At 73.5% G+C, this 26333-nt stretch carries 20 protein-coding genes; 19 read left to right on the top strand and 1 reads right to left on the bottom strand.

The window, feature by feature from the left end; all coding sequences use genetic code 11:
• Positions 1 to 349 precede the first annotated feature (349 nt).
• Complete coding sequence (locus J2S58_RS03830) at positions 350 to 1372, top strand: hypothetical protein (protein ID WP_205256212.1); 1023 nt, start codon at positions 350 to 352, stop codon at positions 1370 to 1372.
• Between the two features lie 108 nt (positions 1373 to 1480).
• On the opposite strand, the gene J2S58_RS03825 is transcribed toward J2S58_RS03830, so the two are convergent.
• Positions 1481 to 2473: a helix-turn-helix transcriptional regulator gene (locus J2S58_RS03825; RefSeq protein ID WP_205256213.1), complete on the bottom strand. Its 993-nt coding sequence runs from the start codon at positions 2471 to 2473 to the stop codon at positions 1481 to 1483.
• Between the two features lie 80 nt (positions 2474 to 2553).
• On the opposite strand from J2S58_RS03825, the gene J2S58_RS03820 reads away from it, so the two are divergent.
• The 18 genes from J2S58_RS03820 (at position 2554) to rplS (ending at position 26237) form a co-directional block, all read left to right on the top strand.
• Positions 2554 to 3102 carry a DinB family protein gene (locus tag J2S58_RS03820; RefSeq protein WP_205256214.1) on the top strand — a complete coding sequence of 183 codons (549 nt, stop codon included), beginning with the start codon at positions 2554 to 2556 and terminating at the stop codon, positions 3100 to 3102.
• Positions 3103 to 3747: 645 nt separating this feature from the next.
• On the top strand, positions 3748 to 5748 hold the full coding sequence (locus J2S58_RS03815) for a DNA polymerase Y family protein (RefSeq protein WP_205256215.1): 2001 nt from the start codon (positions 3748 to 3750) through the stop codon (positions 5746 to 5748).
• Positions 5748 to 9080, top strand: a complete 3333-nt coding sequence (locus J2S58_RS03810) for an error-prone DNA polymerase (protein WP_205256216.1) — start codon at positions 5748 to 5750, stop codon at positions 9078 to 9080. The genes J2S58_RS03815 and J2S58_RS03810 overlap by 1 nt, the downstream gene beginning before the upstream one ends.
• Positions 9081 to 9140: 60 nt before the next feature.
• Complete coding sequence (locus tag J2S58_RS03805) at positions 9141 to 9647, top strand: hypothetical protein (protein ID WP_205256217.1); 507 nt, start codon at positions 9141 to 9143, stop codon at positions 9645 to 9647.
• A gap of 11 nt (positions 9648 to 9658) precedes the next feature.
• A complete protein-coding gene (locus J2S58_RS03800) occupies positions 9659 to 10513 on the top strand; it encodes an exodeoxyribonuclease III (protein WP_205256429.1) in 855 nt (284 codons plus the stop codon).
• Positions 10510 to 11268 (top strand): type 1 glutamine amidotransferase, encoded by a 759-nt coding sequence (locus J2S58_RS03795; RefSeq protein WP_205256218.1) that lies wholly within the window; start codon positions 10510 to 10512, stop codon positions 11266 to 11268. Before J2S58_RS03800 ends, J2S58_RS03795 begins: the two co-directional genes overlap by 4 nt.
• Positions 11265 to 14396: a bifunctional [glutamine synthetase] adenylyltransferase/[glutamine synthetase]-adenylyl-L-tyrosine phosphorylase gene (locus J2S58_RS03790; protein ID WP_205256219.1), complete on the top strand. Its 3132-nt coding sequence runs from the start codon at positions 11265 to 11267 to the stop codon at positions 14394 to 14396. Before J2S58_RS03795 ends, J2S58_RS03790 begins: the two co-directional genes overlap by 4 nt.
• Positions 14397 to 14666: 270 nt before the next feature.
• Complete coding sequence (gene ftsY, locus J2S58_RS03785; protein WP_205256220.1) at positions 14667 to 16385, top strand: signal recognition particle-docking protein FtsY; 1719 nt, start codon at positions 14667 to 14669, stop codon at positions 16383 to 16385.
• Positions 16386 to 16713: 328 nt separating this feature from the next.
• Positions 16714 to 18075 carry an ammonium transporter gene (locus J2S58_RS03780; RefSeq protein WP_205256221.1) on the top strand — a complete coding sequence of 454 codons (1362 nt, stop codon included), beginning with the start codon at positions 16714 to 16716 and terminating at the stop codon, positions 18073 to 18075.
• The gene (locus J2S58_RS03775) at positions 18072 to 18410 is read left to right on the top strand and encodes a P-II family nitrogen regulator (RefSeq protein ID WP_205256222.1); all 339 of its coding nucleotides are present in this window, start codon (positions 18072 to 18074) and stop codon (positions 18408 to 18410) included. The genes J2S58_RS03780 and J2S58_RS03775 overlap by 4 nt, the downstream gene beginning before the upstream one ends.
• A gap of 4 nt (positions 18411 to 18414) precedes the next feature.
• Positions 18415 to 20784, top strand: a complete 2370-nt coding sequence (locus tag J2S58_RS03770) for a [protein-PII] uridylyltransferase (protein ID WP_205256223.1) — start codon at positions 18415 to 18417, stop codon at positions 20782 to 20784.
• A gap of 79 nt (positions 20785 to 20863) precedes the next feature.
• Entirely contained in the window at positions 20864 to 22414 is a 1551-nt protein-coding gene (gene ffh, locus J2S58_RS03765) for a signal recognition particle protein (protein WP_205256224.1), read from the top strand.
• Positions 22333 to 23508: an amidohydrolase family protein gene (locus tag J2S58_RS03760; protein ID WP_370881851.1), complete on the top strand. Its 1176-nt coding sequence runs from the start codon at positions 22333 to 22335 to the stop codon at positions 23506 to 23508. Before ffh ends, J2S58_RS03760 begins: the two co-directional genes overlap by 82 nt.
• A 152-nt stretch (positions 23509 to 23660) precedes the next feature.
• Complete coding sequence (gene rpsP / locus J2S58_RS03755; RefSeq protein WP_205256225.1) at positions 23661 to 24110, top strand: 30S ribosomal protein S16; 450 nt, start codon at positions 23661 to 23663, stop codon at positions 24108 to 24110.
• Positions 24107 to 24346: an RNA-binding protein gene (locus J2S58_RS03750; protein WP_344470157.1), complete on the top strand. Its 240-nt coding sequence runs from the start codon at positions 24107 to 24109 to the stop codon at positions 24344 to 24346. Before rpsP ends, J2S58_RS03750 begins: the two co-directional genes overlap by 4 nt.
• A gap of 13 nt (positions 24347 to 24359) precedes the next feature.
• Complete coding sequence (gene rimM, locus J2S58_RS03745; RefSeq protein ID WP_205256226.1) at positions 24360 to 24872, top strand: ribosome maturation factor RimM; 513 nt, start codon at positions 24360 to 24362, stop codon at positions 24870 to 24872.
• Between the two features lie 63 nt (positions 24873 to 24935).
• Positions 24936 to 25778 (top strand): tRNA (guanosine(37)-N1)-methyltransferase TrmD, encoded by an 843-nt coding sequence (trmD, locus tag J2S58_RS03740; RefSeq protein ID WP_205256227.1) that lies wholly within the window; start codon positions 24936 to 24938, stop codon positions 25776 to 25778.
• Between the two features lie 102 nt (positions 25779 to 25880).
• On the top strand, positions 25881 to 26237 hold the full coding sequence (rplS, locus tag J2S58_RS03735) for a 50S ribosomal protein L19 (RefSeq protein WP_205256228.1): 357 nt from the start codon (positions 25881 to 25883) through the stop codon (positions 26235 to 26237).
• The last annotated feature ends 96 nt before the right edge of the window (positions 26238 to 26333 follow it).

Raw genomic sequence — 26333 nt, 5'->3', positions numbered from 1 at the left:
GTCCGCGACATCCGGGGTGTCTGCCGCGTCCGTCGGTGTCGAGCCGGCGATCACACCTCCGGCGACGGGTCGGGCCGCCGGCCTCTCCGCCCAGGGGACTGCTCCTGCGCGGACGTCGTCCCCACCGCGGACGAACCGGGGGGTCCGCCCGGCTGTGGCACCGCTGTCCACCCTCGACCTGTTCGCGCTGGAGGCCGACCCCGCCGAGCCCGCGTCGGCGTCCCCACCGTCCCGACCCCTTCCGCGTCCGGCCCGGGCCGCGCGAACCGCCGGGCCGACCACCACCCAGCCCCCCCTGCTGCAACCCCTGACCTCCCCGCCGTCGGCGAGAGTCGTCTCCCACAGCCCGATGTCGGACGCCGCCGTGCCGTCGGACGTGCTCGGGCTGTTCGCGCACCCCGCCGCCGCGTCGACCCCCGTGGGGCGGCCGGTGGTCGTCGTGTCGCCCCGCTCGTTCGGCAGCACCGCTTCGTCCGTCGACCCCGCCCACCGGGATGAGGCGTCCGACCCGGCCGGGCCTGGCCGCGGTGCCGCGCTGCGCGATCTCGCCCGACCGGGTTCCGAACGGCACGGCTCCGCTCTCCACGGCTCCGAACGGCACGGCTCCGAACGGCACGGCTCCGATCTGCACGGTTCCGATCTGCACGATCTCGCCGGACCCGGGTCGGCCGGTACGGGTCCGATCGGCGAGCAGGGCGCGGACCGCGGTGCCGACCCGACCCGGCCCACCGTGGTGCCGGTTCCCGAGCCGTTGGCCGTCGTCCTGCCGCGCGGTGGCCTGCCGCGCGGTGGCGTGGTCAGCCTCGCCGGACAGGGGGCGACGAGTCTGTTGTTCTCCCTGCTGGCCGGTTCCCGGGTGCAGTGGGCCGCCCTGGTCGGCATGCCGGGCATCGGGCTGGCCGCGGCGGCCGAGTTCGGCATCGACCTGGATCGCCTGGTCGTCATCCCCGATCCGGGTGAGGACGTCCTGCAGGTGCTGTCGGTGCTGGTCGACGGGGTCGAGGTGGTGGCCGTGGCCGCACCGAAGGCCCCGCCCCCCGCGGGCCGACTCCGGGTGCTGAACGGTCGACTGCGGCAGCGCGGCGCCGTCCTGCTCGTCGCCGGTCCCTGGCCGGGAGCCGACATCACGCTGACTGCGACCCTGCAGGGCTGGACAGGGCTGCACCAGGGGCACGGTCGGCTGCGGGACCGGGAGCTCCTGGTGCAGGCGCGCGGTCGGGGGGCGGCGGCGCAGGGCCGGGAGGCCGTGGTCCTGCTCCGGAGCGACCGGCGGTCCGTCCGCGTCGTCCCCGCCGTGGCCGTCCCCGCCACGGGGACCGCAGCGACCGGGACGTCGGGGGAGCAGGAGAGGCCGACCGCTGCGATGGGTTGACCCGTGCCGTGCCGTGCCGGTCGGCGCTGGTCGGTGCCGTTCCTGCCGCGCGTCCGACGGGTCCCGCGCTGTCTCCGGTCCCCGGTCGGCGTTCCGTCCGTCGCCCGGTCAGCTGCTCGGCTCGAGCGGGGTCCCTGACGCGGATCGCGCGGCGGCCGCGGTCATCCGCGCGCCGATCACGCCCAGCAGATCCACCAGTTCCGGCGGCTCCAGCACTTCGAACGGTGAGGTGATCTGGCCCAGGTGCATCGCGAGATCGGTGAGGTGGTCGGAGCCGGTGGTGAGGATGCTGCTGGTCGCGCTCTCGGCCTGCACCATCGCCATCGAGGCCGGGACGTGCGGGGCGACGGACTGCAGGGGCGCGAAGATCCGCACCCGGGCCGTCCACCGGTAGGGCCCGGTGGACAGGGCCCGGCTGACCATCGTGGCCGCGTCCTCCGGGGGTTCCTGCGGCCGGAAGGTCAACGTGCCGGCCGTCAGGTCCGCCATCCGGTCGGTGCGGAAGGTGCGCCACGCGTCCCGGTCGACGTCCCGGGCGACGAGGTACCAACGACGCCCGGAATAGACCAACCGGTGCGGCTCCACGTCCCGCCGGGTCGGCTCCCGGTCCACCGCCCGGTACTCGAAACGCAGTCGCCGGTGGTCCCGGCAGGCACCCACGATGACGGCCACCCACTCCGGTGACAGGCCCACCGCCCCGGTGTCCAGCGAGACCACCCCGTCGGCCACCGCGCTCGCCTGGGCCCGCACCTCCGGCGGCAGCACCCGTTCCAGGGCGGCCAGTGCCCGCGCCGCCCCCGCGCCCGTCCCCGGCGGGCTGCTGATGGCCCCGGCCGTCACCGTCCGCAGGCCGACGACGATGGCCACGGCCTCCGCCTCGTCCAGGAGCAACGGGGGCATCCGCCCGCCGGTACCGAAGCGGTACCCGCCGGTGTTCCCCCGGCGGGCCGCGACGGGGTATCCGAGCCCCCGCAGCCGGTCGACGTCCCGGCGCACGGTCCGGATGTCGACCTCGAGGCGCTCGGCCAACTCGGCCCCCGAGAACTCCCGCCCGTCGGACAACATCCCGAGCAGGCTCAGCAGGCGGGCGGCGGTGGACATGCCTGCAGAGTGTGCCCCGGTGCGGACGTGAACTGTCCTGTTGGGATGCCACGGTCGGGGTCCCGACCGGAGGAGAACCGATGACCCTCGATCTGAACGCCGAACTGCTGCTCCAGCTGACCTGGCACTGGGAGAACCAGCTGCGGCCCAGACTCGACGGGCTGACCGACGAGGAGTACCGCTGGGAGCCGGTGTCCCCGAGCTGGAACCTCCGTCGCCGGGGTGAGCCGGGGGCGCCCATCGCCGGCGGTTCGGGGGAGTGGGTGATCGACTTCGCCTACCCCCAACCCGTCCCGGCCCCCGTCACCACCATCGCCTGGCGGACGGGGCACCTGCTGGTCGGGGTGTTCGGCGCGCGGCTGGCCCAGCACTTCGGCGGGCCGCCGGTCGACTATCTCGGCTACGACTACCCCGGTTCGGCCGACGAGGCGCTCCGCCGGCTCGACGACCAGTACGCCGCCTGGATCGACGGGGTGCGGTCGCTCGGCGAGGACGGGTTGACCCGGCCCTGCGGCGAGGACGGCCACGAGACCCTCTCCATGGCCGCCCTCGTCCTGCACATCCACCGCGAGGTGATCCACCACGGCGCCGAGATCGCCCTGCTCCGCGATCTGTACGTCCGGCGCTGATGCCCGGGCGGTGACGAGGGCGGGGAGGGGTCGCTGTTCCTGGGTCGCCGCCCGTGGCCCGGCTCCCTCGTGCAGGGTGCGCTCCCCTCGCGTTTCGTCGTGAGGGGAGCGTCCCCGTCGTGAGGGAGCAGCGGACGGACCTGATCGACCACCTGGTCGGCCTTCCCGTTCGACCCTGCCGTCCGATCTCCCCGTTCGACCCTGGTCTGCCGGCCGAGGCGTCACCTCGCACCGGGCGCGCCCTGCTCCCGTCCCGCTCCGTGGTGTCATCGACCCGGGGGAGGAGCGGGCGTCGGGGCCGTTCGATCATGACTGTCGGTGTCCTGTGGGACTGTTGCGGCTGAAGTGAACCAGAGTGACCACAGTGCCACCTGTGCTCGAGACGCGTTGTGTCACAACGGTTCACCCGACCGGGTGGTCCCCGGCGCGAAGTCCCGCAGTGTCGTACCCACCCTCTAGTGTTCGAACAGGAGTTCGAACGGGAGGGTCGATGATGCATCGCACGGAGAGCAGGGCCGGGGTGGTCGCGGCCGGTGTCCCCGGGCTGCCGGTGGGCCGGGGGCGGCGGCGTCGCGCCGTCCGGGGTCGCCGTCGGCCCACCGGCCGCCCCGCCGGACGGGTCGGCGCACCGCCGTCGGTGTCCCGGTGAAGTCCCGCCCGGCGCGCACCCTGGTCCTCTGGTGCCCGGACTGGCCGGCCGTGGCGGCGGCCCGGCAGGCCGGGGTGCCGACCACCGGCCCGGTGGCGGTGTTCCACGCCAACCGGGTCCGCGCCTGCACGGCCGCGGCCCGGGCCGAGGGCATCCGGATCGGTCAACGCCGTCGGGACGCCCAGTCCCGCTGCCCCGAGCTGGTCGTCCTGGCCGCCGACCCGGACCGGGATGCCCGGCTGTTCGCCGCCGTCCCGGACGCGGTCGAGTCGGTGGCGCCGGGGGTGGAGATCCTGCGGGCCGGGCTGCTGGCGTGCTCGGTGCGCGGCCCGGCCCGGTACTTCGGGTCCGAGACCGCCGCGGCCGAACGGATCGTCGACATCGTCGAGGCCCTGGACATCGAGTGCCGGGTGGGTGTCGCGGACGTGCTGTCCGTCGCGGTCCTCGCCGCCCGGGCCTCGGCCATCGTGCCGATCGGGGGTTCGGCGGAGTTCTGCGCGCCGCTTCCGGTGGGCGAGCTCGCCCGCGATCCCGCCATCGCCCCGCCCGAACGGGCCCAGCTCGTCGATCTGCTGATCCGGCTGGGTCTCACCACGGTGGGGTCGTTCGCGGCCCTGCCGGAGGCCAAGGTGGCCACCCGGTTCGGGGTCGACGCCGTGGCGGCGCACCGGCTCGCCCGGGGCGTCGCCGAGCGCGGGCTGTCCCGCCGGTCCATCCCCGAGGACCTGACCGTCGAGCAGGAGTGCGACCCGCCGCTGGACCGGGTGGACACCGCCGCCTTCGCCGCACGTGCACTCGCCGAGCGGTTCCACGCCCGGCTCGCCGACGCGGGCCTGGCCTGCACCCGGCTGGCCATCACCGCCCGCACCGAGAGCGGTGCCGAGCTCACCCGCACCTGGCGATGTGCCCGCCCGTTGACCGCGGCGGCCACCGCCGACCGCCTGCGCTGGCAGCTCGACGGTTGGCTGACCGCCGGTCGTACCCGCCGCGCACCCGGGGGTGGCCCGGCCGGCCCCCTCCCGGTCGGAGGCCAGGGAGATGCCGAGGATTCCGGCGGTCCCGGCGCGATCACCCTGCTGCGGCTGGATCCGATCGAGGCCGTCGGCGCCGGCTTGATCCAGTACGGGCTGTGGGGTTCGGACGGGCAGGACGACCAGCGGGCCGGTTGGGCGCTGGCCCGGGTGCAGGGCCTGCTCGGCCCGGAATCCGTTCTCACCCCGACGCTCTCGGGTGGGCGGAGTCCGGGGGAGCGGGTCACCCTCGTCCCCTGGGGCGAGGAGAAGATCCCGTCCCGCGATCCCGCCGCGCCCTGGCCCGGCGCGGTCCCCTCGCCCTCACCCACCCGGTTGCCGCCGGCCGGCCCCCGCCCGGTGCGGGTGCTGGACCACCACGGCGACGAGGTCGTGGTGGACGACAGAGGCCGGCTCAGCGGCCCGCCGGTGTGGATCGGGCTGGACGACCTCCCGGTCCAGGACATCGCGTCCTGGGCGGGCCCCTGGCTGGTCGACGAGCGCTGGTGGTCACCGCCGACCCCCGTCGTCGCCGGGCCCGGTGCGGGGATCGGCGGATCGGGCGCGGGCATGACCGCGAGCGTGGCTGCGGCCACGGGGATCCCCTCGCTGCTCCCCGCGCGGCCCGTCCCCGCACATGCCGAGCGGCAACGGGTCTCGTCCGGAACGCCGGGATTCTTCGGGCTGCCCGACGAGCTCCACGCGGTCGGCGGGGTCGCCGGTGGTGGACACGGCGGCGTGCCGGGCGGGCAGGCCGAGGCCGATCGACTCGAGCACGCCCGCCGCGCCATGCGCCCGACCAGCTACTCGGCCTCGCACTACGAGACCAGTGCCTACCGACGGGCCGACACCGGCCCGGTCGCCGGCCCGCTGGTCGACACCCCGGCCGCGATCCGCGCCCGGGTGCAGCTGCTCACCGGTGCGGGTGCGGCCCTGTTGCTGCTCGTCGGGACGGCGGGCTGGCAGGTCGAGGGGGTGTACGACTGATGGGCTGGACGAATCCCGTCGTGCCCTGGCGCGAGCTGGAGCGGGCCTTGTCCGGGCGACCCCCGCGGCCGGGCCAGGGGCCGTTGCGCGGGGTCGACCTGCACCGGGCCACCTACCTGCGTGACGCGGCCGAGATACCCTCTCCACCACAGGATCCGGCCGCCGTCGTGCCCTACGCCGAGCTGCACAGCCATTCCACGTTCAGCTTCCTGGACGGCGCGTCCACCCCGGAGCTCCTCGTCGCCGAGGCGCTCCGACTGGGGCTCGAGGCGCTGGCGATCACCGACCACGACGGCCTGTACGGCATCGTCCGGTTCGCCGAGGCCGCCGCCGGGACGTCCCTGCGGACGGTCTACGGGGCCGAGCTCTCCCTGCAGCTGCCCGAACCGCAGCTCGGCGTTCCCGATCCGGTCGGCGACCACCTCCTCGTCCTGGCCCGCGGCCAGGAGGGGTACCGGCGGCTGTCCCGGCAGATCAGCGCCGCCCAGCTGGCCGGCGGGGAGAAGGGCCGCCCCCGCTACGACCTCGACGCGCTGGCGGACGCGGCGGGGGAGCACTGGCTGATCCTCACCGGCTGCCGCAAGGGCAGTGTGCGGCGCGCCCTGCACCGGGGTGGCCCGCCCGCCGCCCGCATCGCGCTCGTCGCCCTGATGGACCGGTTCGGCCGGGACAACATCGCCGTCGAGCTGAGCACCACCCTGCTGCCCACCGATGACGAGGACAACGACGACCTGGCCGAGATCGCCGCCGCACTCGGCCTTCCCGTCGTCGCCACCACCGGGGCGCACTACGCCACCCCGCGGTCCGGGCGGGTGGGCGCGGCGATGGCCGCCGTCCGTGCCCGGCGCAGTCTGGACGAGGCCGACGCCTACCTGCCGCCCGCCTCCGCCGCCCACCTGCGGTCCGGGGCGGAGATGGCGGCCCTGTTCGCCCGGTACCCCACCGCGGTCCCCGCCGCCGCCGCGCTCGGCCGGGAGTGCTCGTTCGATCTCAAGCTGATGGCCCCGCAGCTGCCGCCCTACCCGGTGCCCGCCGGGCACGACGAGAACAGCTGGCTGCGGGAGCTCACGCTGACCGGGGCGGCGCGTCGGTACGGCCCTCCGGAGAACAACCCCGACGCCTACGCACAGATCGACAAGGAGCTCGGGATCATCGCCGAGCTCAACTTCCCCGGGTACTTCCTGATCGTCCACGACCTCGTGGCCTTCTGCCGGAAGAACGACATCCTCTGCCAGGGGCGGGGTTCCGCGGCCAATTCCGCCGCCTGCTACGCCCTGGGCATCACCGCGGTGGACGCCGTCCGCTACCAGTTGCTCTTCGAGCGGTTCCTCGCACCGGAACGCGACGGCCCGCCGGACATCGACATCGACATCGAGTCCGACCGCCGCGAGGAGGTCATCCAGTACTGCTACGACACGTACGGGCGGGACTACGCCGCCCAGGTCGCCAACGTCAACACCTTCCGGCCGCGGATGGCCGTGCGGGACATGGCCAAGGCACTCGGTCATTCCCCGGGCCAGCAGGACGCGTTCTCCAAGCAGCTCGACGGCTGGACCCCGTTGGCCGCCCAGCAGCACGACGACCACCCCATCCCGGCACCGGTCATGGAGCTGGCCGGGGAGGTGCAGGACTTCCCCCGGCACCTGGGCATCCACTCCGGCGGCATGGTCATCTGCGACCGCCCGGTCGCCGACGTCTGCCCGGTGGAGTGGGCCCGGATGGAGAACCGCACGATCCTGCAGTGGGACAAGGACGACTGCGCCGCCATGGGGCTGGTCAAGTTCGACCTGCTCGGGCTGGGCATGCTCTCCGCGCTGCACTACGCGGTCGACCTGGTGCGGGAGTACGACGGCACCGAGGTCGACTTCGCCACCCTGGATCTCGAGGAGCCGGCGGTGTACGCGATGCTGCAGCGGGCCGATTCGGTCGGGGTGTTCCAGGTGGAGTCCCGCGCGCAGATGGCCACCCTGCCGCGGCTCAAGCCGCGCACCTTCTACGACCTGGTCGTCGAGGTCGCGCTGATCCGGCCCGGCCCCATCCAGGGCGACTCCGTGCACCCGTACATCCGCCGCCGCAACGGGCTCGAGCCGGTCGTCTACGACCACCCGAGCATGGAGCGCGCGTTGCGCAAGACCCTGGGCATCCCGCTGTTCCAGGAGCAGCTCATGCAGCTCGCCGTGGACGTCGCCGGCTTCGACGCCGGCGAGGCCGACCAGTTGCGCCGGGCCATGGGCGCCAAGCGGTCCGGGGCCAAGATGGCCCGGCTCAAGGACCGGCTGTTCGCCGGGATGGAACGGGAGCACGGTCTCACCGGTCCCATCGCCGACCGGATCTACGAACGGCTGCTCGCCTTCGCCAACTTCGGCTTCGCGGAGTCGCACGCGCTGTCCTTCGCCGCGCTGGTCTTCTACTCGTCCTGGCTCAAGCTGCACCACCCGGCCGCGTTCTGCGCGGCCCTGCTCCGGGCCCAGCCGATGGGCTTCTACTCACCCCAGTCGCTGATCGCCGACGCCCGCCGGCACGGCGTCCGGATCCGCTGTCCGGACATCAACGTCTCCGGGGTGCACGCCACCCTGGAACCCGGTCCGGACGGCGCCCCCGCCGTCCGGCTCGGCCTGGCCGGCATCCGCACCCTGGGCCCGGAGATCGCCCAGGCGCTGGTCGACGCCCGGCCCGTCGACGGCTACCGCGCCCTGGACGAGTTGACCCGCGCCGTGGAGATGACCACCGCGCAGGCCGAGGCGTTGGCCACCGCGGGCGCCCTGGACGCCCTCACCCTCCCCGGCTCCGCCCCCGGGGACGCCCGGCTCGGCCGCGACCGGCGCCGTGCCCTGTGGGCGGCCGGCGCCGCCGCCGGGCAACGGCAGGGCATGCTGGCCGGCACCACCGCAGGCCTGGACGCCCCCGCGCTGCCCGGGATGAGCGACATCGAGCTGACCGTCGCCGACATCTGGGCCACCGGCATGTCCCCCGAGGCCTACCCGACGGAGTTCTCCCGGGCGACCCTCACCGCCCGCGGGGTACGGACCGCGGCCGAGCTCGCCCGCACCCCGCACGGCACCCGGGTGCTCGTCGCCGGGATGGTCACCCACCGGCAACGGCCGGCCACCGCGTCCGGGGTCATCTTCATCAACCTCGAGGACGAGAGCGGGTTGATCAACGTCATCTGCTCCACGGGGCTGTGGTCCCGGTACCGGCAGATCGCCCGGGGGTCCACATCCCTGCTGGTCCGCGGGTTGCTGGACAGTCACGAGGGGGCGCTGTCGGTGGTGGCCGACCGCATCGCCCGGGTCGCCCTCATCGCGGCCACGCCGTCCCGGGACTTCCGATGAGGAGGTGGACCGGGTGGTGGCGCGGGGATCCCGGTCCGGTCGGTCTGCCAAGATCGACCGATGAGTGTTGTCTTCGAACAGGCGGCGGTGTCGCTGGTCCTGGCCGACTACGCGGTCGCCGACGCCCTGGGCAAGCTCCAGATGGTCGGCGGTGGTCTGCAGATCGTCGGCCGCGACCCGGTCAAGGGCGTGTCGTCGGCCTTCGCGCTCGTCGTCTCGCTGACCTTCCCCCCGGAGACGGTGAACGAGCAGTACGCCTTCGAGGTCCTGCTGGAGGACACGGCCGGGCGGCCGATCGAGCTGCTGGACGCCTCCGCCGGTGCCTCGGCCCGGGTCATGCGCTTCGGCCAGACCCTGCAGATCGAGGAACCCAACTTCCGGGGCAGCGGTGTCCCGCGCCGGGCCCTGCCCACGCGCTCGCACGTCGTCCTGTACTTCAACACCGGCCTGCCCCTGCCGGCCGGCCGCGTCCTGGTCTGGCGGGCCCGCATCGACGGGGAGTCCCGCCCGGAGTGGGCCGTCTCCTTCTTCGTGCCCGCCCCGCCCACCGGCCCCGTGCTCGGCTGATGTCCGCGCCCCTGACCCTGGCCACCTGGAACGTCAACTCGATCCGGGCCCGGCAGGACCGGCTGGTGGCCTGGTTGACCACCCACGACGTCGACGTGCTCGCGGTCCAGGAGACCAAGGTGGCCGACGGGAAGTTCCCGTACGAGGTGATCACCGATCTCGGGTACGAGGTCGCCCACGCCGGCACCTCGGCGTGGAACGGTGTCGCCGTCCTCTCCCGCGTCGGCCTGACCGACGTCCGCATCGGCCTGCCCGGCGCCCCCGCGTTCGGCGACCCCGCCGTCGTCGAGGCACGGGCCATCGGCGCCGTGTGCGGGGGTGTGCGGGTGTGGAGCCTCTACGTCCCCAACGGCCGGGCGCTGGGCGATCCGCACTACGCCTACAAGCTCGAATGGCTCGCCGCCCTGCGGGCCCACGGCGCGGCCGAGCTCGCCGCCGACCCGGCCGTCCAGCTCGCGTTCTGCGGCGACTTCAACATCGCCCCCACCGACGACGACGTCTGGGACATGGCCGCCTTCGTCGACTCCACCCACGTCTCGGGCCCGGAGCGGCAGGCGTTCGCCGACCTGCTCACCACCGGGTTCACCGACGTGGTCCGCCCCTTCGCACCCGGGCCGGGCACCTTCACCTACTGGGACTACCAGCGGCTCAGCTTCGCCAAGCGGATGGGCATGCGGATCGACTTCACCCTGGCCACTCCCGCGCTGGCCGCGCGCGCAGTCGGGGCGTCCATCGACCGGCAGGAACGCAAGGGCAAGGGCGCGTCGGACCACGCCCCTGTCGTCGTCGAGTTCGGTCCGGGGACGTCGAGCGCCGATCCGGCCGAAATCCCTGCCTCCGGAGCCGACGCGGGGGAGCGGGGATGAGCACGCCCGCCCCGGTGACCGTCCTGGTCCTGGAGCACGACCCCATCGACCCGCCGGGGCTGCTGGCCGACTGGCTCGTGGCCGCAGGCGCGCGGATGGACCTGCGTCGCCTGCATGCCGGCGACCCCCTCCCGGACACCCTGGAGGGCATCGACGCCGTGGTCAGCCTGGGCGGGGTGATGGGCGCCCTGGACGACGCGGTCGCGCCGTGGCTCCCGGCCACCCGGTCCCTGCTCGCCTCGGCCACGGCGGCCCACACACCGACGCTCGGCATCTGCCTGGGCGCTCAGTTGCTCGCCGTGGCCAACGGCGGGACCGTCACGGTCGGCGCCGACGGCCCGGAGATCGGTGCCCACCTCACCGCCAAGCGGGATGCGGCCGAGGACGACCCGCTCTTCGCCGACCTGCCGATGACCCCGGACGCCATGCAGTACCACTACGACGTGGTGTCCACCCTCCCGCCCGGAGCGGTCCTGCTGCTGTCCTCCGGCGGCTATCCGCACCAGGCGTTCCGGGTGGGTCCGGCGGCCTGGGCCCTGCAGTTCCACATCGAGGCCACCGCCGACCGGGTCCGGGAATGGGCAGCGGTCGAGGGCCGGCCGGTCGACGCCCGCCTCGGCGCCCGCCTGGACGACGCCGAACAGGTCATGGGCGAGGTGTGGCCCGCCTTCGTCGGCCGGTTCGTGGACCAGGCCCGGAACGCCGGCCGGTTCGCGGTCCCCGGCCGTCGGTTGCCCCTGCTGGGACCGGTATGAGCCGACCCGCCGGCCGCAGCCTGGCCCGGTACGGGCTGCCGGACACCGACCGGGTCCGGGCCGAACTCCGCGCGGTCGACCTCGCGGACGACGCCGGTCCCGCCGTCGGGGCCGAGGGGGTGCTCGCGGCCATCGGCCGGACGGGCCGTCCCGAGCTCGCCGTCACCGCCCTGACCCGGGTGGTCGAGGCCATCGCCCGCGCCGCGGAGGACGGCGGGTCGGCGGCCCGCCGGGCCGCGGCCGGTGAGCGGGCCGACCTGCTCCGGCACCTGGCCGAGGACGCCCGCTTCCGGGGCCGGATGCTCGGAGTGCTGGGCGGGTCCATCGCCCTGGGCGACCACCTCGCCGTCTTCCCCGAGGACTGGCGCCTGCTGGTCACCGAACCACCCGCCGAACGCCTCCTCGCCCCCAGCACACTGCGCGGCGTGCTCGGCGGTGCGGTCGGCATCGACCCGGACGCCCCGCCGTGCACCGGTTCCGAGGGGGCCCGGGCCACTGTCACCGGTCCCGCCGCGGTCAAGGCCCTGCGCCACGCCTACCGGTCACTCCTGCTGATCATCGCCGGGCACGACCTGGCCCCCGCGGTCGAACCCTCCCTGCCCACGACCGCGTTGCCCGCCGTCTGCCAGGCACTCAGCGACCTCGCCGACGCCACCCTGCAGACGGCCCTGAGTGTCGCTGCCGCCGCCCTCCCGGCCCACGGTGCGCCCGCGCGGCTGTCCGTGGTCGCCATGGGGAAGTGCGGCGCCCGGGAGCTGAACTACCTCTCCGACGTCGACGTCATCTTCGTGGCCGATCACCCGTTGCCGCCCACCGCACCGGACGGGCCGAGCGGATCGGCCGCGGAACCGGGGGAGCGCAACGAGCACGGCATGCTCGCCACGGCCACCGCCCTGGCCGCCGGGCTGATGCGGATCTGCGAGCAGGTGGCGTGGGAGGTCGACGCGAACCTCCGCCCCGAGGGCAAGGCCGGTGCCCTGGTCCGCACCCCGTCCGGACACGCCGGGTACTACCGCCGGTGGGCGCACACCTGGGAGTTCCAGGCCCTGCTCAAGGCCCGGCCCGCGGCCGGCTGCGACTCCCTGGGCGAGGAGTTCATCTCCATCGTGGCCCCCGGGGTCTGGAGCGCCGCCGGCCGTGACTCGTTCGTCGACGACGTCCAGGCCATGCGTCGGCGGGTCGAGGACAACATCCCGGAAGGTCTGCGCAGCAAGGAGCTCAAGCTCGGCGCGGGCGGACTGCGGGACGTCGAGTTCGCCGTCCAGCTGCTCCAGCTCGTCCACGGCCGGACCGACGCGGACCTCCGCCTGCCCGGCACGCTGATGGCGCTGCGCAGTCTCATCCGCGGCGGCTACGTCGGGCGCTCCGACGGGGCCGAGATGGCCGCCGCCTACACGTTCCTGCGCCGGGCCGAGCACCGGCTCCAACTCCAGCGCTTGCGCCGCACCCACCTGCTGCCCGACGACCACGCCGACCTGGAGTGGTTGGCCCGCACCGACGGGTACACCTCCTCCGGCACGTCGAGCGCCGCCGAGGTGTTCACCGCCGAGCGGCTCCGGCACGGCACCACGGTGCGCCGCCTGCACGAGAAACTCTTCTACCGCCCGTTGCTGCACGCCGTGGCGGCCGTCGCCGAGGACGAGCTGCGGCTGAGCCCGCAAGCCGCCCAGGCGCGGCTCGCCGCTCTCGGCTTCCGCACCCCCGACGCGGCGTTGCGACACATCGCCGCGCTCACCACCGGCCTGAGCCGACGCGCCGCCATCCAGCGCACGTTGCTGCCGGTGCTGCTGGAGACCTTCTCGGCCAGCCCCGACCCCGACGGCGGCCTGCTGTCCTACCGGCAGGTCTCCGAGGCGCTCGCCGACACCCCCTGGTACCTGCGGCTGCTCCGGGACGAAGGTTCCGTGGCCCAACGGCTGGCCGGTCTGCTGGGTGGATCGCGGATGATCGGCGACCTGCTCACCCGCGCCCCCGACGTGCTCCAGCTCCTGGTCGACGACCGGGCCCTGCTCGAACCCGAACCCGAGCAGGTGGCCGGGGCGCTGTGGGCCCGCAGCCACCGGGCCGTCACCGCCCGGGAGGCCGTGGACGTGGCCCGTTCGGCGCGCCGGCACGAGATGCTCCGGCTCGCCTGCGGCGACCTCCTCGGGCTCATCGAGGTCACCGACATCGCCCGCGGCCTGTCCAGCGTGGCCGAGATCAGCATCCGCGCCGCGCAGTACTGCGCACAGAAGCAGGTCACCTCCGAACGCGGGGCCTTCCGCGCCCGGATGACCGTCATCGCGATGGGCCGGCTCGGTGGCGGTGAGCTCGGCTACTCCTCGGACGCCGATGTCATGTACGTCGCCGAGGCCCTCCCCGGCGAACAGGCCGAGGAGGCGCTCGCGGACGCCGCCGCCGTCGCCGACCTGATGGCCCGGCTCCTCGGCCGCCCGAGCCCGGACCCGCCGCTGGTCGTCGACGCCGGCCTGCGCCCGGAGGGTCGGAACGGCCGCCTGGTGCGCACCCTGGACAGCTTCCGGACCTACTGGGAACGCTTCGCCCTGCCGTGGGAACGGCAGGCGCTGCTCCGCGCCCGGGTCATCGCCGGCGACGAGGAGCTGGGCGCCCGGTTCATCGAGGCGGCCGACGCCTTCCGCTACCCCGAGGGGGGCCTGAGCCAGTCCGACGTGGTGGAGATCCGCCGCATCAAGGCCCGGGTGGACGCCGAACGGCTGCCCCGGGGTGCCGACCCGACCACCCACACCAAGCTGGGCCGGGGCGGTCTCGCCGACATCGAATGGACCGTCCAACTGCTGCAGCTGCAGCACGCCCGGGAGGTCCCCGAGATGCGGGTGACGTCCACCGTGCCGGCCATCTGCGCCGCGCGTGACGCCGGTCTGCTCAGCGCCACCGACGCCCAGGCGTTGATCACCGGATGGCTCACCGCCGCCCACACCCGGAACGCGATCATGCTGGTCCGGGGCAAGCCCGAGGACCAGATCCCGCGGCAGGGCCGGGAGCTCGCGGCCATCGCCCGGGCCCGTGGTTACCCGGCGGGGGAGGACCCGGGGGTGTTCGTCGACGACTACCGGCGGGCCACCCGCAAGGCCCGTCGAGTGGTCGACCACGTCTTCGACGGCGGCTGACCCGGGTTCGAGGCCATGCGTTCGGATCCGCGCCCCAGGGTGTCCGATCCGTGAGCACCCACGACGAACGCGGCCATCCTGGACGTGCTCACCCGCCGGCGGGACAACCGGGCGCGCCCGCCGGCGGCGCCGGAGCCCCCCGCCGGCACGACCCGCTGGTGCGTCGAGGACGGGATTCCGCGCTCGACAGCCGCGGCACGAGCGCTCCGGCACGTCCGCGCCGCCCGCGAGGATGACCGGCCGCGGCGTCGACTCTGCGAGGATGGCCGGGTGTCGACCTGGATATGGATAGTGCTCGCCGTCGTCGTGATCCTGGCCATCGGCTTCGGGATCGGCCTGGCCCGATCGCGCAGCCGACGCATCTCGCTGCGCGACGCCCCGCCCACCCCCGCGGCCGTCACCGAGGGCCCGCCGGCCAAGGGTGGTTACAAGGCCAAGGGGTCGTCCATCAGCTTCTCCGCCGGCGCATCGGGATCCGGCACCGCCACCGCCGCGCGGCCCCCGGCGCAACCCGTCCGCCCCCCGGTGGTCAAACCCTTCCCGGACACCACCACCCCGAGCACGGTCACCCCGAGCACGGTCACCCCGGACACCCCGACCCCGGACACCGCCGGGCCGAACGACGACCGGACCCCACCCGCCGCGGGTGCCCATCCGGTCCGCGACCGCCCGGAGACCGACGGTCAGCCGGGCGTCGGTGACGACGCGTCGGTACCCCGCGACGCTTCCTCCCGGTCCATCCAGGAGGTCGAGCTCCCCGACCTGGCCGAGCTCGAGAAGCAGTTCGCCCAGCCCGAACCCCTGCCCCGGCAGCCCGAGCCGGACACGCAGGTGCCGCCCGCGGCGCAGCCCGGACCCGTCGTCGTCGACGAGGCCGCCACCCTCACGCCCGTCGCGGAACCCCGGTCCACCCCGGCCGCACCGGTCACGCCCGCAGCACCGGTCACGCCCGCAGCGCCGGTCGCCCCTGCAGCGCCCGTCGCCCCCGCGGTCCCGGCCGCACCGGTCACCACCACGCCGGTGGTGGCCGAGCCCGCCGAGATCGAGGTCATCGAGCCGTCGACCGGGCGGTTGGTCAAGCTGCGCGGGCGGCTGTCCCGCTCGCAGAATGCCTTCGGCCGCTCGATGCTGGGCCTGCTCGGGGCGGGCACCCTGGACGAGGACTCCTGGACCGACGTCGAGGACACCCTCCTGCTCGCCGATCTGGGCGCGGCCGCCGCCGCGGAGATCACCGCCAAGCTGCGGGCCGAGGTGGCCCGCCACGGCGTGACCGATGCCGCCAGCGCCCGGGCCATGCTGCGCCGGGTGATGATCGAGGCCGTCGACAGCGGGCCCGGCATCGGCACGGACCGCTCGGTCAAGGCGCTCCCGCACGACGGCCGCCCCTCGGTGCTGCTGGTCGTCGGGGTGAACGGCACCGGCAAGACCACCACGACGGGCAAGCTCGCCCGCGTCCTCGTCGCCGACGGCCGCCACGTCGTACTCGGCGCGGCGGACACCTTCCGTGCGGCGGCGGCCGACCAGTTGCAGACCTGGGCCGAGCGCTCGGGCGCCGTGGTCGTCCGGGCGGAGCAGGGCACCGACCCGGCCTCGGTCGCGTTCGACGCGGTCAAGCGGGGGATCGCCGACGGCGCCGACGCCGTCCTCATCGACACCGCCGGCCGCCTGCACACCAAGACCGGCCTGATGGACGAGCTCGGCAAGGTCAAGCGGGTCGTGGAGAAACAAGCGGCGGTGGACGAGGTGCTCCTCGTGCTCGACGCGACCACCGGGCAGAACGGCCTGGTGCAGGCGACGGTGTTCGCCGAGGTCGTGCAGATCACCGGCATCGTGTTGACCAAGCTGGACGGTACGGCGAAGGGCGGCATCGTCGTGGCCGTGCAGCGCGCCCTGGGCGTGCCGGTCAAGCTCGTCGGGCTGGGGGAGGGCGTGGACGACCTCGCCCCGTTCGAGGCCGCGGCATTCGTCGACGCCCTGCTCGGCGACTGATCCCGACCGCTCCCGACCAACCCCCGACGGGCGTACCGCACCCGACCACCGAGCCCCGCCGATCCCGGATCGGCGGGGCTCCGTCGTGTCCGGGCCCGGTGGCAGCGGGAAAGCCCGGGGCCCCACAGCGGTCCCACACCCGCCATCGAACCCATGTGCACTCTGCGTCACACGGTGTCGACATCGACGCAACACAACGGAAACCGTTTCGGCCGCCCGTTCACCGGCGCGAAACACGCGGGAGCCCGCGGCGCAACAGAAAGGGACGACGGTTCAACCGTCGACTGGGTCGCCCTGATCCTCCTCCCCTTCCAAGCCTGGAGGCTTGATGTTCGAACTCAATGCGGGCAACACCGCCTGGATGCTGATATCGGCGTCCCTGGTGCTGCTGATGACGCCCGGTCTCGCCTTCTTCTACGGCGGCATGACCCGGTCGAAGTCCGTCCTGAACATGATGATGATGTCGTTCGGCGCCCTGGGCGTCGTCGGGGTGATCTGGATGCTCTGGGGCTACTCGATGACCTTCGGTGCCGACCAGGGCGGCATCATCGGCAACCCGTTCGAGTACTTCGGCCTCGTCGGCCTCACCGACGAGAACAGCCTGATGATCGCCTCCGGCGTGCCGGCCACCGTGGCCGTCGGCTACCAGGCCACCTTCGCCGTCATCACCGTCGCGCTGATCTCCGGCGCCATCGCCGACCGCGCCCGTTTCAGCACCTGGCTGGTGTTCGCCGGCCTGTGGGTCACCATCGTCTACAGCCCGATCGCCCACATGGTGTGGGGCGGCGGCATGCTCGGTGGCGGCGGCTGGGTCGCCGACGCGCTGTCCGTGCCGATCGACTTCGCCGGTGGCACCGTGGTGCACATCAACGCCGGTGTCGCCGGCCTGGTGCTCGCGTTGATCATCGGCAAGCGTCGCGGTTTCGCCCGCGACCCCATGAAGCCGCACAACCTGCCGTTCGTCATGCTCGGCGCGGCGCTGCTGTGGTTCGGCTGGTTCGGCTTCAACGCCGGTTCGGAGTTCGGGGCCGACTCGGTCTCCGGCCAGGCCTGGATCAACACCTTCGCCGCCACCTGCATCGCCATGCTGGGCTGGCTCCTCGTGGAGCGCATCCGGGACAGCCACGCCACCAGCCTGGGTGCCGCGTCCGGCATCGTCGCCGGTCTGGTCGCCATCACCCCGGCCGCCGCCGCCGTGGACATCTTCGGCGCCCTGGCCATCGGGCTCGTCGCCGGCATCCTCTGCGCGCTGGCCGTCGGCCTGAAGTACAAGTTCGGCTACGACGACTCCCTCGACGTCGTCGGGGTCCACCTCGTCGGTGGCCTCGTCGGCACCGTCCTCATCGGCCTGTTCGCCCACGTGGAGCGGGACGACGCCGGTGCGGCCACCGGGTCGACCTTCGCCCCCGAGGGCGCGCTGAACGGCCTGTTCTACGGCGGCGGCGTGACCCAGCTGGGTACGCAGATCGTCGTGGCCCTGGTCGCCGTCGTCATCTCGGGTGTGCTCACCGCGATCATCGGCTACGCGCTGAAGGTCACCATGGGCTGGCGCATCCCCGAGGAGGACGAGGTCGAGGGCGTCGACGTCACCACCCACGGTGAGTCCGCCTACGACATCGAGCCCGGCAACGGTTCCGGTTCGTCCGGTGTCCTGTCCAGCACGCACAAGACCCATGGAGCACACGCATGAAGCTCGTGACCGCTGTCATCAAGCCGTTCAAGCTGGACGAGGTGCGCGCCGCCCTGCTGGCCTTCGGGGTCCAGGGCATGACGGTCTCGGAGTCCTCCGGGTACGGCCGTCAGCGCGGCCACACCGAGGTCTACCGGGGCGCGGAGTACACCGTCGAGCTGCTGCCGAAGATCCGCCTGGAGGTGCTGGTCGACGCGGCCGACGCCGACGACGTGATCGACGTGATCGTCCGGTCCGCCCGCACGGGCAAGATCGGTGACGGCAAGGTGTGGGCCATCCCGGTCGAGAACGTGGTGCGCGTCCGCACCGGCGAGACCGGCCCGGAAGCCATCTAGTCCCATGCCCAACTCCTCAGTGCCCAACTCACTGGGGACGGTGGGTGGCTTCCGCGAACTGCGCACGCAACTGTTGAGCCGGGCCGGCCTGTCCGGCCCGGCTCGACGGCGTGCGTTGGCCCGACTGACCGACGGCTGGCTCATCGAGCTGGCCGACGAGGCCGGGGTCAACGTGGGGGGCGTCGCCCTGGTGGCCGTCGGCGGCTTCGGCCGCGGCGAGCTGTCACCGTTCTCCGACCTCGACCTCGTCCTCCTGCACTCCACCGAGACGCCGGCCTCCTACGCCGGCATGCTCGCCGAGCGGCTCTGGTACCCGATCTGGGACTCCCGCATCCGCCTCGACCACTCCGTCCGGTCCGTCGGCGGCGCCCGTCAGGTCGCCCGCACCGACCTGCCCGCGATGCTCGGCATGCTGGACCTGCGGCACATCGCCGGCGATCCCGAACTGGCCACCACCCTGCACCGCCGGGTGCTCGCCGACTGGCGGGCCGACGCCCGCGACCGGTTGCCCGATCTGCGGGAGAGTGCCCGGGAACGGGAACGCCGCAGCGGGGAGCTGGCCTTCGCCACCACTCCCGATCTGAAGGAGTCCCGCGGCGGCATGCGCGATCTGGTCGTCATGCGTGCGGTGGCCGCCTCCTGGGTCGCCGACTGTCCGCACCAGGGGCTGGAGGAGGCGCGCTCGGCCCTGCTGGACGTCCGCGACGCCGCCCAGACCGTGGCCGCCCGAGCCACCGACCGGTTGCAGCCCCAGGACCAGCAGGCCGTCGCCGCCGCCCTCGGCCTGGACGACGCCGACATGCTCCTGCGGCATGTCGCGGCCATCGGCCGCACCGTGGACCACGCCACCGAGCTCACCTGGCACCGGGTCGGTCGGGCGCTGAGTCGCCCCACCGGGCAGGTCACCGATCTCGGCGGCCGGTTCGCCCGCAAGGTCGACCGCACCCCGCTGGCCGACGGCGTCGTCGAGCAGGAGGGCGAGGCGATGCTCGCGCGGGGCGTCAACCCCGCCGTGGACCCGACGCTGACCCTGCGCGCCGCGGCGGCCGCCGCCCAGGCCGGACTGCCGGTGTCCCCGGCCACCGTGCAGCGCCTGGCCAAGACGTCGCCGCCGTTGCCCACCCCGTGGCCGGCTCCGGCCCTGCAGGCGTTCCTGCGGCTCATCGGGGCCGGTGAGTCGATGCTGGCCGTCTGGGAGGACCTGGACCAGGCCGGGCTCATCTCCACCCTGCTGCCCGGCTGGGAACGGCTCCGCTCCCTCCCGCAGCGCGACCCGGTGCACCTGTACACGGTGGACCGGCACCTCATGCAGACGTCGGCCAATGCCGCCGGTCTGATCCGCCGGGTCAGCCGGCCCGATCTGCTCCTGCTCGCGGCGATCTTCCACGACATCGGCAAGGGCACCGGCCGGGACCATTCCGTCGCCGGCGCCGAGATGATCGGGCCCTGGCTGGACCGGATGGGCTGCCGACCGGCCGACCGGGACCGCATCGCCCTGCTCGTCCGCCACCACCTCCTGCTCTCGGAGACGGCGACCAAGCGCGATCCGGACGACCCGGCCACCGTCGCGGTGATCACCGCGGCCATCGGCGACCCGGACACGCTCGATCTGCTGCACGCGCTCACCGAGGCCGATGCCACCGCGGCCGGGCCGGCCGCCTGGACCACCTGGAAGGCCAGTCAGGTCGCCTATCTGGTCGGTCGGGCCAAGGCCGCACTGGCCGGGGCGAGCGCCGAGGGCACCCTCACGGTCGCCGACCAGGCCATGACCGACGCACTGGGCGAGCCGGGAGTGGCCGCCGGCGAGGTGACCGTGCGGATCGTGCCGCGACCCGGGGCGCTCGACGTGGTCGTCACGGCCCCCGATCGCCCCGGTCTGCTGGCCACCGCGGCCGGCGTGCTCACCCTGCACCGGCTCTCGGTGTCCTCCGCTTCCGCACGCACGGTGGACGGCACCGCGGTGCAGACCTGGACGGTGGTGCCGGAGTTCGGCGACGTCCCCGAGTCCGCCGCACTGCGCACCGATCTGCGGCTCGCCCTGGACGGCACTCTCGACGTGGCCGCCCGGTTGGCCCGCCGCACCGCCGCCCCGCGTCGTCCGGGCGCAGCCGCCGCTCCGCCCAGCGTCCGGGTGCTGCCCGGGGCTTCGGACCAGGCGACCGTGCTGGAGGTCCGCGCACGAGACGTCCCCGGGTTGCTGATGACGGTGGCCACCGGTCTGGCGGCCCAGGGGGTGACGGTGGACTCGGCGTGGGTGAACACGCTGGGTGCCGACGCGGTCGACGTGTTCTACCTGCACGACTCCACGGGGGTGCCGCTGGCTGCGTCCAGGGCCGTCGAGGTGGCGGAATCGGTGCGGATCGCGCTGGACTGAGGGACCCGGCGGCAGGATCCGCAGGACGGGGTCGTCGCATCCGGCCCGGCGACGACCTCACCTCGGATAGCCTCTCGGAGTGTTCGACACCCTGTCCGATCGCCTCGGCGCGATCTTCACCAATCTCCGCGGCAAGGGCCGACTGTCCCCGCAGGACATCGACGCCACCTGCCGGGAGATCCGCATCGCCCTCCTCGAGGCCGACGTCGCGCTCCCGGTGGTGCGCGGCTTCATCGGACGCATCAAGGAACGGGCCACCGGCGCCGAGGTGTCCGCCGCGCTGAACCCCGCGCAGCAGATCATCAAGATCGTCAACGAGGAACTGGTCGCCATCCTCGGTGGTGAGACCCGTCGACTGCGCTTCGCCAAGAACCCGCCGACCGTCATCCTGCTCGCCGGTCTGCAGGGCGCGGGCAAGACCACCCTGGCCGGCAAGCTCGCACTGTGGTTGCGCAACCAGGGGCACGCGCCCCTGCTGGTCGCCTGCGACCTCCAGCGGCCCAACGCCGTCACCCAGCTGCAGGTCGTCGGCCAGCAGGCCGGGGTGCAGGTGTACGCCCCGGAGCCCGGCAACGGCGTCGGCGACCCGGTCGCCGTGGCTCGCGACTCGATCCGGCATGCGCAGGTCAAGCAGCACGACGTCGTCCTGGTGGACACCGCCGGTCGGTTGGGTGTGGACGCCGAGCTGATGCAGCAGGCCGCCGACATCCGCGACGCGGTGTCCCCGGACGAGATCCTGTTCGTCGTCGACGCGATGATCGGGCAGGACGCCGTCGCCACCGCGGAGGCGTTCCAGGCCGGTGTCGGCTTCACCGGTGTGGTGCTGACCAAGCTGGACGGTGACGCGCGCGGTGGTGCCGCCCTGTCCGTCCGGCACGTCACCGGCCAGCCCATCCTCTTCGCCTCCACCGGCGAGAAGCTGGCCGACTTCGACACCTTCCACCCGGACCGGATGGCGTCCCGGATCCTGGGCATGGGCGACATGCTCAGCCTCATCGAGCAGGCCGAGCAGGTGTTCGAGGCCGACGAGGCCGAGGCGATGGCGGCCAAGCTGGTCGGCAACGACTTCACCCTGGACGACTTCCTCCAGCAGATGATGATGATCCGCAAGATGGGCCCCATCGGCGGGCTGCTGGGCATGCTGCCCGGGGCCGGCCAGATGAAGGAGGCCCTCGCGGGGGTCGACGACCGGGACATCGACCGGACGGCCGCGATCATCCAGTCGATGACGCCGGGGGAGCGGCAGGATCCGAAGATCATCAACTCCTCCCGCCGGCAGCGCATCGCCAAGGGCTCCGGCTCGACCGTGGCGCAGGTGAACGCGCTGGTCGACCGGTTCTTCGAGGCCCGCAAGATGATGCAGTCGATGGCCGGCAAGTTCGGCCTCCCGGGGGCACGGTCCAACCGGAAGGCGGCCAAGGGCCGCAAGGGCAGGAAGCCCGCCGGACGTGGCCCCACCGCCCCGAAGATGAAGGGGTTGCCCGGCGGGTTCCCCAACCTGGCCGAGCTCGGCGGGATGACCGGGGCCGGTCCCGGCGGTCCGGGTCAATTGCCTGGACAGGCCGCCCCCGGTCAGCTGCCGCCCGGTTTCGACTTCGACCCCAGCACGCTGAAGTTCCCGAAGAAGTAGCCCTCGTGCCGGACGCCGAACTGCTCCGGATCGTCGGGCCCGACGCGGTCACCGGCGACGAGGTGGACCTCTGGGTGCAGGACGGGGTCTTCGTCCCGCCTCCCGGACGGGCACGACCCGACCGGGTCCTCCGCGGGTTCGTCTCGCCCGGTCTGGTGGACGCCCACTGCCACGTCGGCTACTCGGCGCGGGGAGCGGTGGACCTGGCCGAGGCCGAGGAGCAGGCCCGGACGGACCTGGCCACCGGGGTGCTGGCCATCCGGGACTGCGGGTCACCGCTGGACACCCGGCCGCTGGTCGACCGACCCGATCTGCCCGTGCTCCTCCGCGCCGGTCGGCACATCGCCCGGCCCAAGCGTTACATCCGCGACCTCGGCGTCGACCTGGACGACCCGGCCGATCTGCCGGCCGAGGTCGCCCGCCAGGTCGCCTACGGCGACGGCTGGATCAAGGTGGTGGGGGATTGGATCGACCGTTCCCTCGGTGATCTCGCCCCGCTCTGGCCGGACGACGTGCTCGCCTGCGCGGTGGCCGTCGCCCACGACGGCGGCGCACGGGTCACCGCACACGTCTTCGGCGAGGACGCGATCCCGGGGCTGCTGGCCGCCGGCATCGACTGTCTCGAGCACGGCACCGGGCTGACCGAGGAGTCCCTGGCCGCCGTGGTCGACCAGGGTGTGCACCTCGTGCCGACGATGATCAACATCGCCAATTTCCCGACCTTCGCGGACGCCGCCGACCGCTACCCCGCCTACGCCAAGCACATGCGGGACCTGCATGCGCGCAGTGACGCCACGTTCGCCTCGGCGTTCGAGGCCGGTGTCGCCGTCCACGCCGGGACGGACGCCGGCGGGTTCGTGGAGCACGGCCGCATCGTCGACGAGGTGCTGGCGCTGAACCGGGTGGCCCCGCCGCGACGGGTGCTGGCCGCCGCCGGCCGCGAGGCCCGGGACTGGCTCGGACTGTCGACCTGGGAGCCGGGGGACAGCGCCGACCTCGTGCTCCATCCGGCCGATCCCGTCGCCGAGCCGGCGGTGCTCCGGCATCCGTCGCTGGTGATGCGGTCCGGTCGGGTCGTCGTCGGTTCGCCCTGACCCGGCTCCGTCTGGCAGGATGGCGTCTTACGGCTCGCGTTCGGACCCTCTCCCCGGATGCGGCCGCCATTTGGTGTGTCCTGGTCCCGCAACCCCACGCGGAGGCCGGACGCCCGCCCACCGCAGCACACCGTCAAGGAGTAGTCACCACCGTGGCTGTCAAGATCAAGCTCGCTCGCTTCGGCAAGATCCGCGAGCCGTACTACCGCATCGTCGTCGCCGATTCCCGCACCCGCCGCAGCGGCCGGGCCATCGAGGCGATCGGGAAGTACCACCCGAAGGCCGACCCCAGCGTCATCGAGATCGACTCCGCGCGTGCCCTGTACTGGCTGTCCGTCGGCGCCCAGCCGACCGAGTCCGTCGAGGCCCTGCTCAAGGTGACCGGCGACTGGCAGAAGCACAAGGGCCTGCCGGGCACCGAGGGCACCCTGCGCCCGCAGCCGGAGAAGGTCGACAAGAAGGCCCTCTACGAGGCGGCCATGGCCTCCATCGGCGAGGACGACAACAATTCCGCCACCACCCAGCGCAAGCGTGCGCCCAAGGCCGAGACCCCGGCCGAGGCGCCCGCGGAGAGCGCCGAATCGGCGCCGACCGCCGAGTGAGTGTGCTGGAGGACGCCCTGGACCACCTGGTCCGGGGCATCGTCGAGCACGACGAGGACGTCAGCGTCGAGATGACCACCGGTCGTCGTGGCCGCACCCTGCAGGTGCGCGTCCACCCCGACGATCTCGGCAAGGTCATCGGGCGCGGGGGCCGCACGGCCACCGCGCTGCGCACGGTGATGTCCGCCGTCGGCGGCCGTGGCATCCGGGTCGACGTCGTCGACACGGATCGCTGAACAGGTCGTCGCGATGTTCGTCCAGGTCGGACTCGTCGGCCGCCCCCACGGGGTGAAGGGCGAGGTCACCGTGCAGATCAGCACGGACGACCCCGCTGACCGCTTCGCCGCCGGATCGGAGCTGTTGACCGATCCGGCGGGTCGCGGCCCGCTCACCGTCGCCGGCTTCCGGAAGTCCGGGCCGGTGCTCGTCGTCGGGTTCGAGGGCATCGAGGACCGGAACGCCGCCGAGACGCTGCGGGGCACCACCCTGCTCGTCGACAGCGACGAACTTCCGCCGCCCATGGACGACGACGAGTTCTACGACCACCAGTTGATCGGGTTGTCGGCCCGGCTGGGCGACGGCACTGTCCTCGGCGAGGTCGTCGACGTCCTGCACCCCCCGGCCGCGCCGGTGCTGCAGGTCCGCCGGGGCGGTGACGTCGAGGACGAACTGGTCCCGTTCGTCTCGGCCATCGTGCCCACCGTCGATCTGCCGGGCGGCTTCCTGGTCATCGACCCGCCGGACGGCATGTTCGCGTCCTGACCGCGCCCGTCGGCCGCTGACCCGGCCGGCGGGCGGGCCGGAACGCGCAGGAAGGGAGGCGACGTGCGCATCGACGTCATCACGCTCTTCCCGGAGTACCTGGATCCGTTGCGCGCCTCCCTGGTCGGCCGGGCCCAGCAGGACGGGCGGTTCGCCCTCGCCGTGCACGACCTGCGGCAGTTCGCCACCGATCGGCATCGCACCGTGGACGACAGCCCGTACGGCGGTGGCGCCGGAATGGTGATGCGGGCCGACGTCTGGGGACGGGCGTTGGACGCCGTGGCCGGACCGGACACCGTGCTGGTCGTCCCCACCCCCGCCGGTGAACGTCTCGACCAGACTCTCGCGGCCGAGCTGGCCGGAGCGCAGCACCTGGTGTTCGCCTGCGGCCGCTACGAGGGCATCGACCAGCGGGTGGCCGACGTGGCCGCCGAGACCATGGCCGTGCGCGAGATCTCCATCGGCGACTACGTGCTCGCCGGCGGCGAGGTGGCCGTCCTGGTGATGGTCGAGGCCGTCGCCCGCCTGCTCCCCGGGGTGCTCGGCAATCCCGAGTCCGCGGTGACCGACTCGTTCGGCGCCGGATCGCCGGGCCTGCTGGAACACCCGCAGTACACCCGGCCCCCGGTCTACCGTGGCCGTCCCATCCCGGCCGTGCTGACCTCGGGGGACCACGCGGCCGTGGCCCGGTGGCAGCGTGACGAGTCCCTGCGGCGCACTGCCCGTCGGCGGCCGGACCTGCTCGCCGTGCTGGACGCCGACACCCTGGACGAGGCCGACGTCGCGGTCCTGGTCGCCGAACAGGTCCCGGTGCCCGAACCCGCCCTGCGGCGCGCGGAGGAATCCGCTCAGGCCCGCCGGACGAAGGCCGAGAAGGCGGCGGCCCGCCGGGCCCGGCGGGGATGATTTCCCTTGCTGCCGCGCCGTCTGGCAGAATAGAGGGGTTGCCGTTCGGGTGTTGACCCGATCGCCACCCGCCACGACTGATCGACTCGAAGGATTGTTGACATGCAGACCCTGGACGAACTGGACTCCGCCTCGTTGCGGACCGACATGCCGGACTTCCGTCCCGGTGACACCGTTCGGGTGCACGTGAAGGTCATCGAGGGCACGCGCTCCCGTGTGCAGGTCTTCGCCGGGCACGTCATCCGTCGCCAGAACGGCGGCATCCGCGAGACCTTCACCGTCCGGAAGATCAGCTTCGGTGTCGGCGTCGAGCGCACCTTCCCGGTGCACTCCCCGAACATCGACAAGGTCGAGCTCGTGACCCGCGGTGACGTGCGTCGCGCCAAGCTCTACTACCTGCGCGAGCTGCGCGGGAAGGCCGCCAAGATCAAGGAGAAGCGCACCCCGATCGTCAAGTGATCGTGCGCTGAACCTCAGCATCACCGGCCGCCGTGGCCGTCCCGCTCGTCGGGTCGGACGCGGCGGTCTTTGCTGTCCCCGGTCCCTCGTGGCACA

The organism is Nakamurella flavida, assembly GCF_030811475.1.
Classification (GTDB): domain Bacteria; phylum Actinomycetota; class Actinomycetes; order Mycobacteriales; family Nakamurellaceae; genus Nakamurella; species Nakamurella flavida.
Note: the sequence above shows the minus strand (reverse complement) of the source record. Positions and strands in the feature narration are given on the sequence as shown.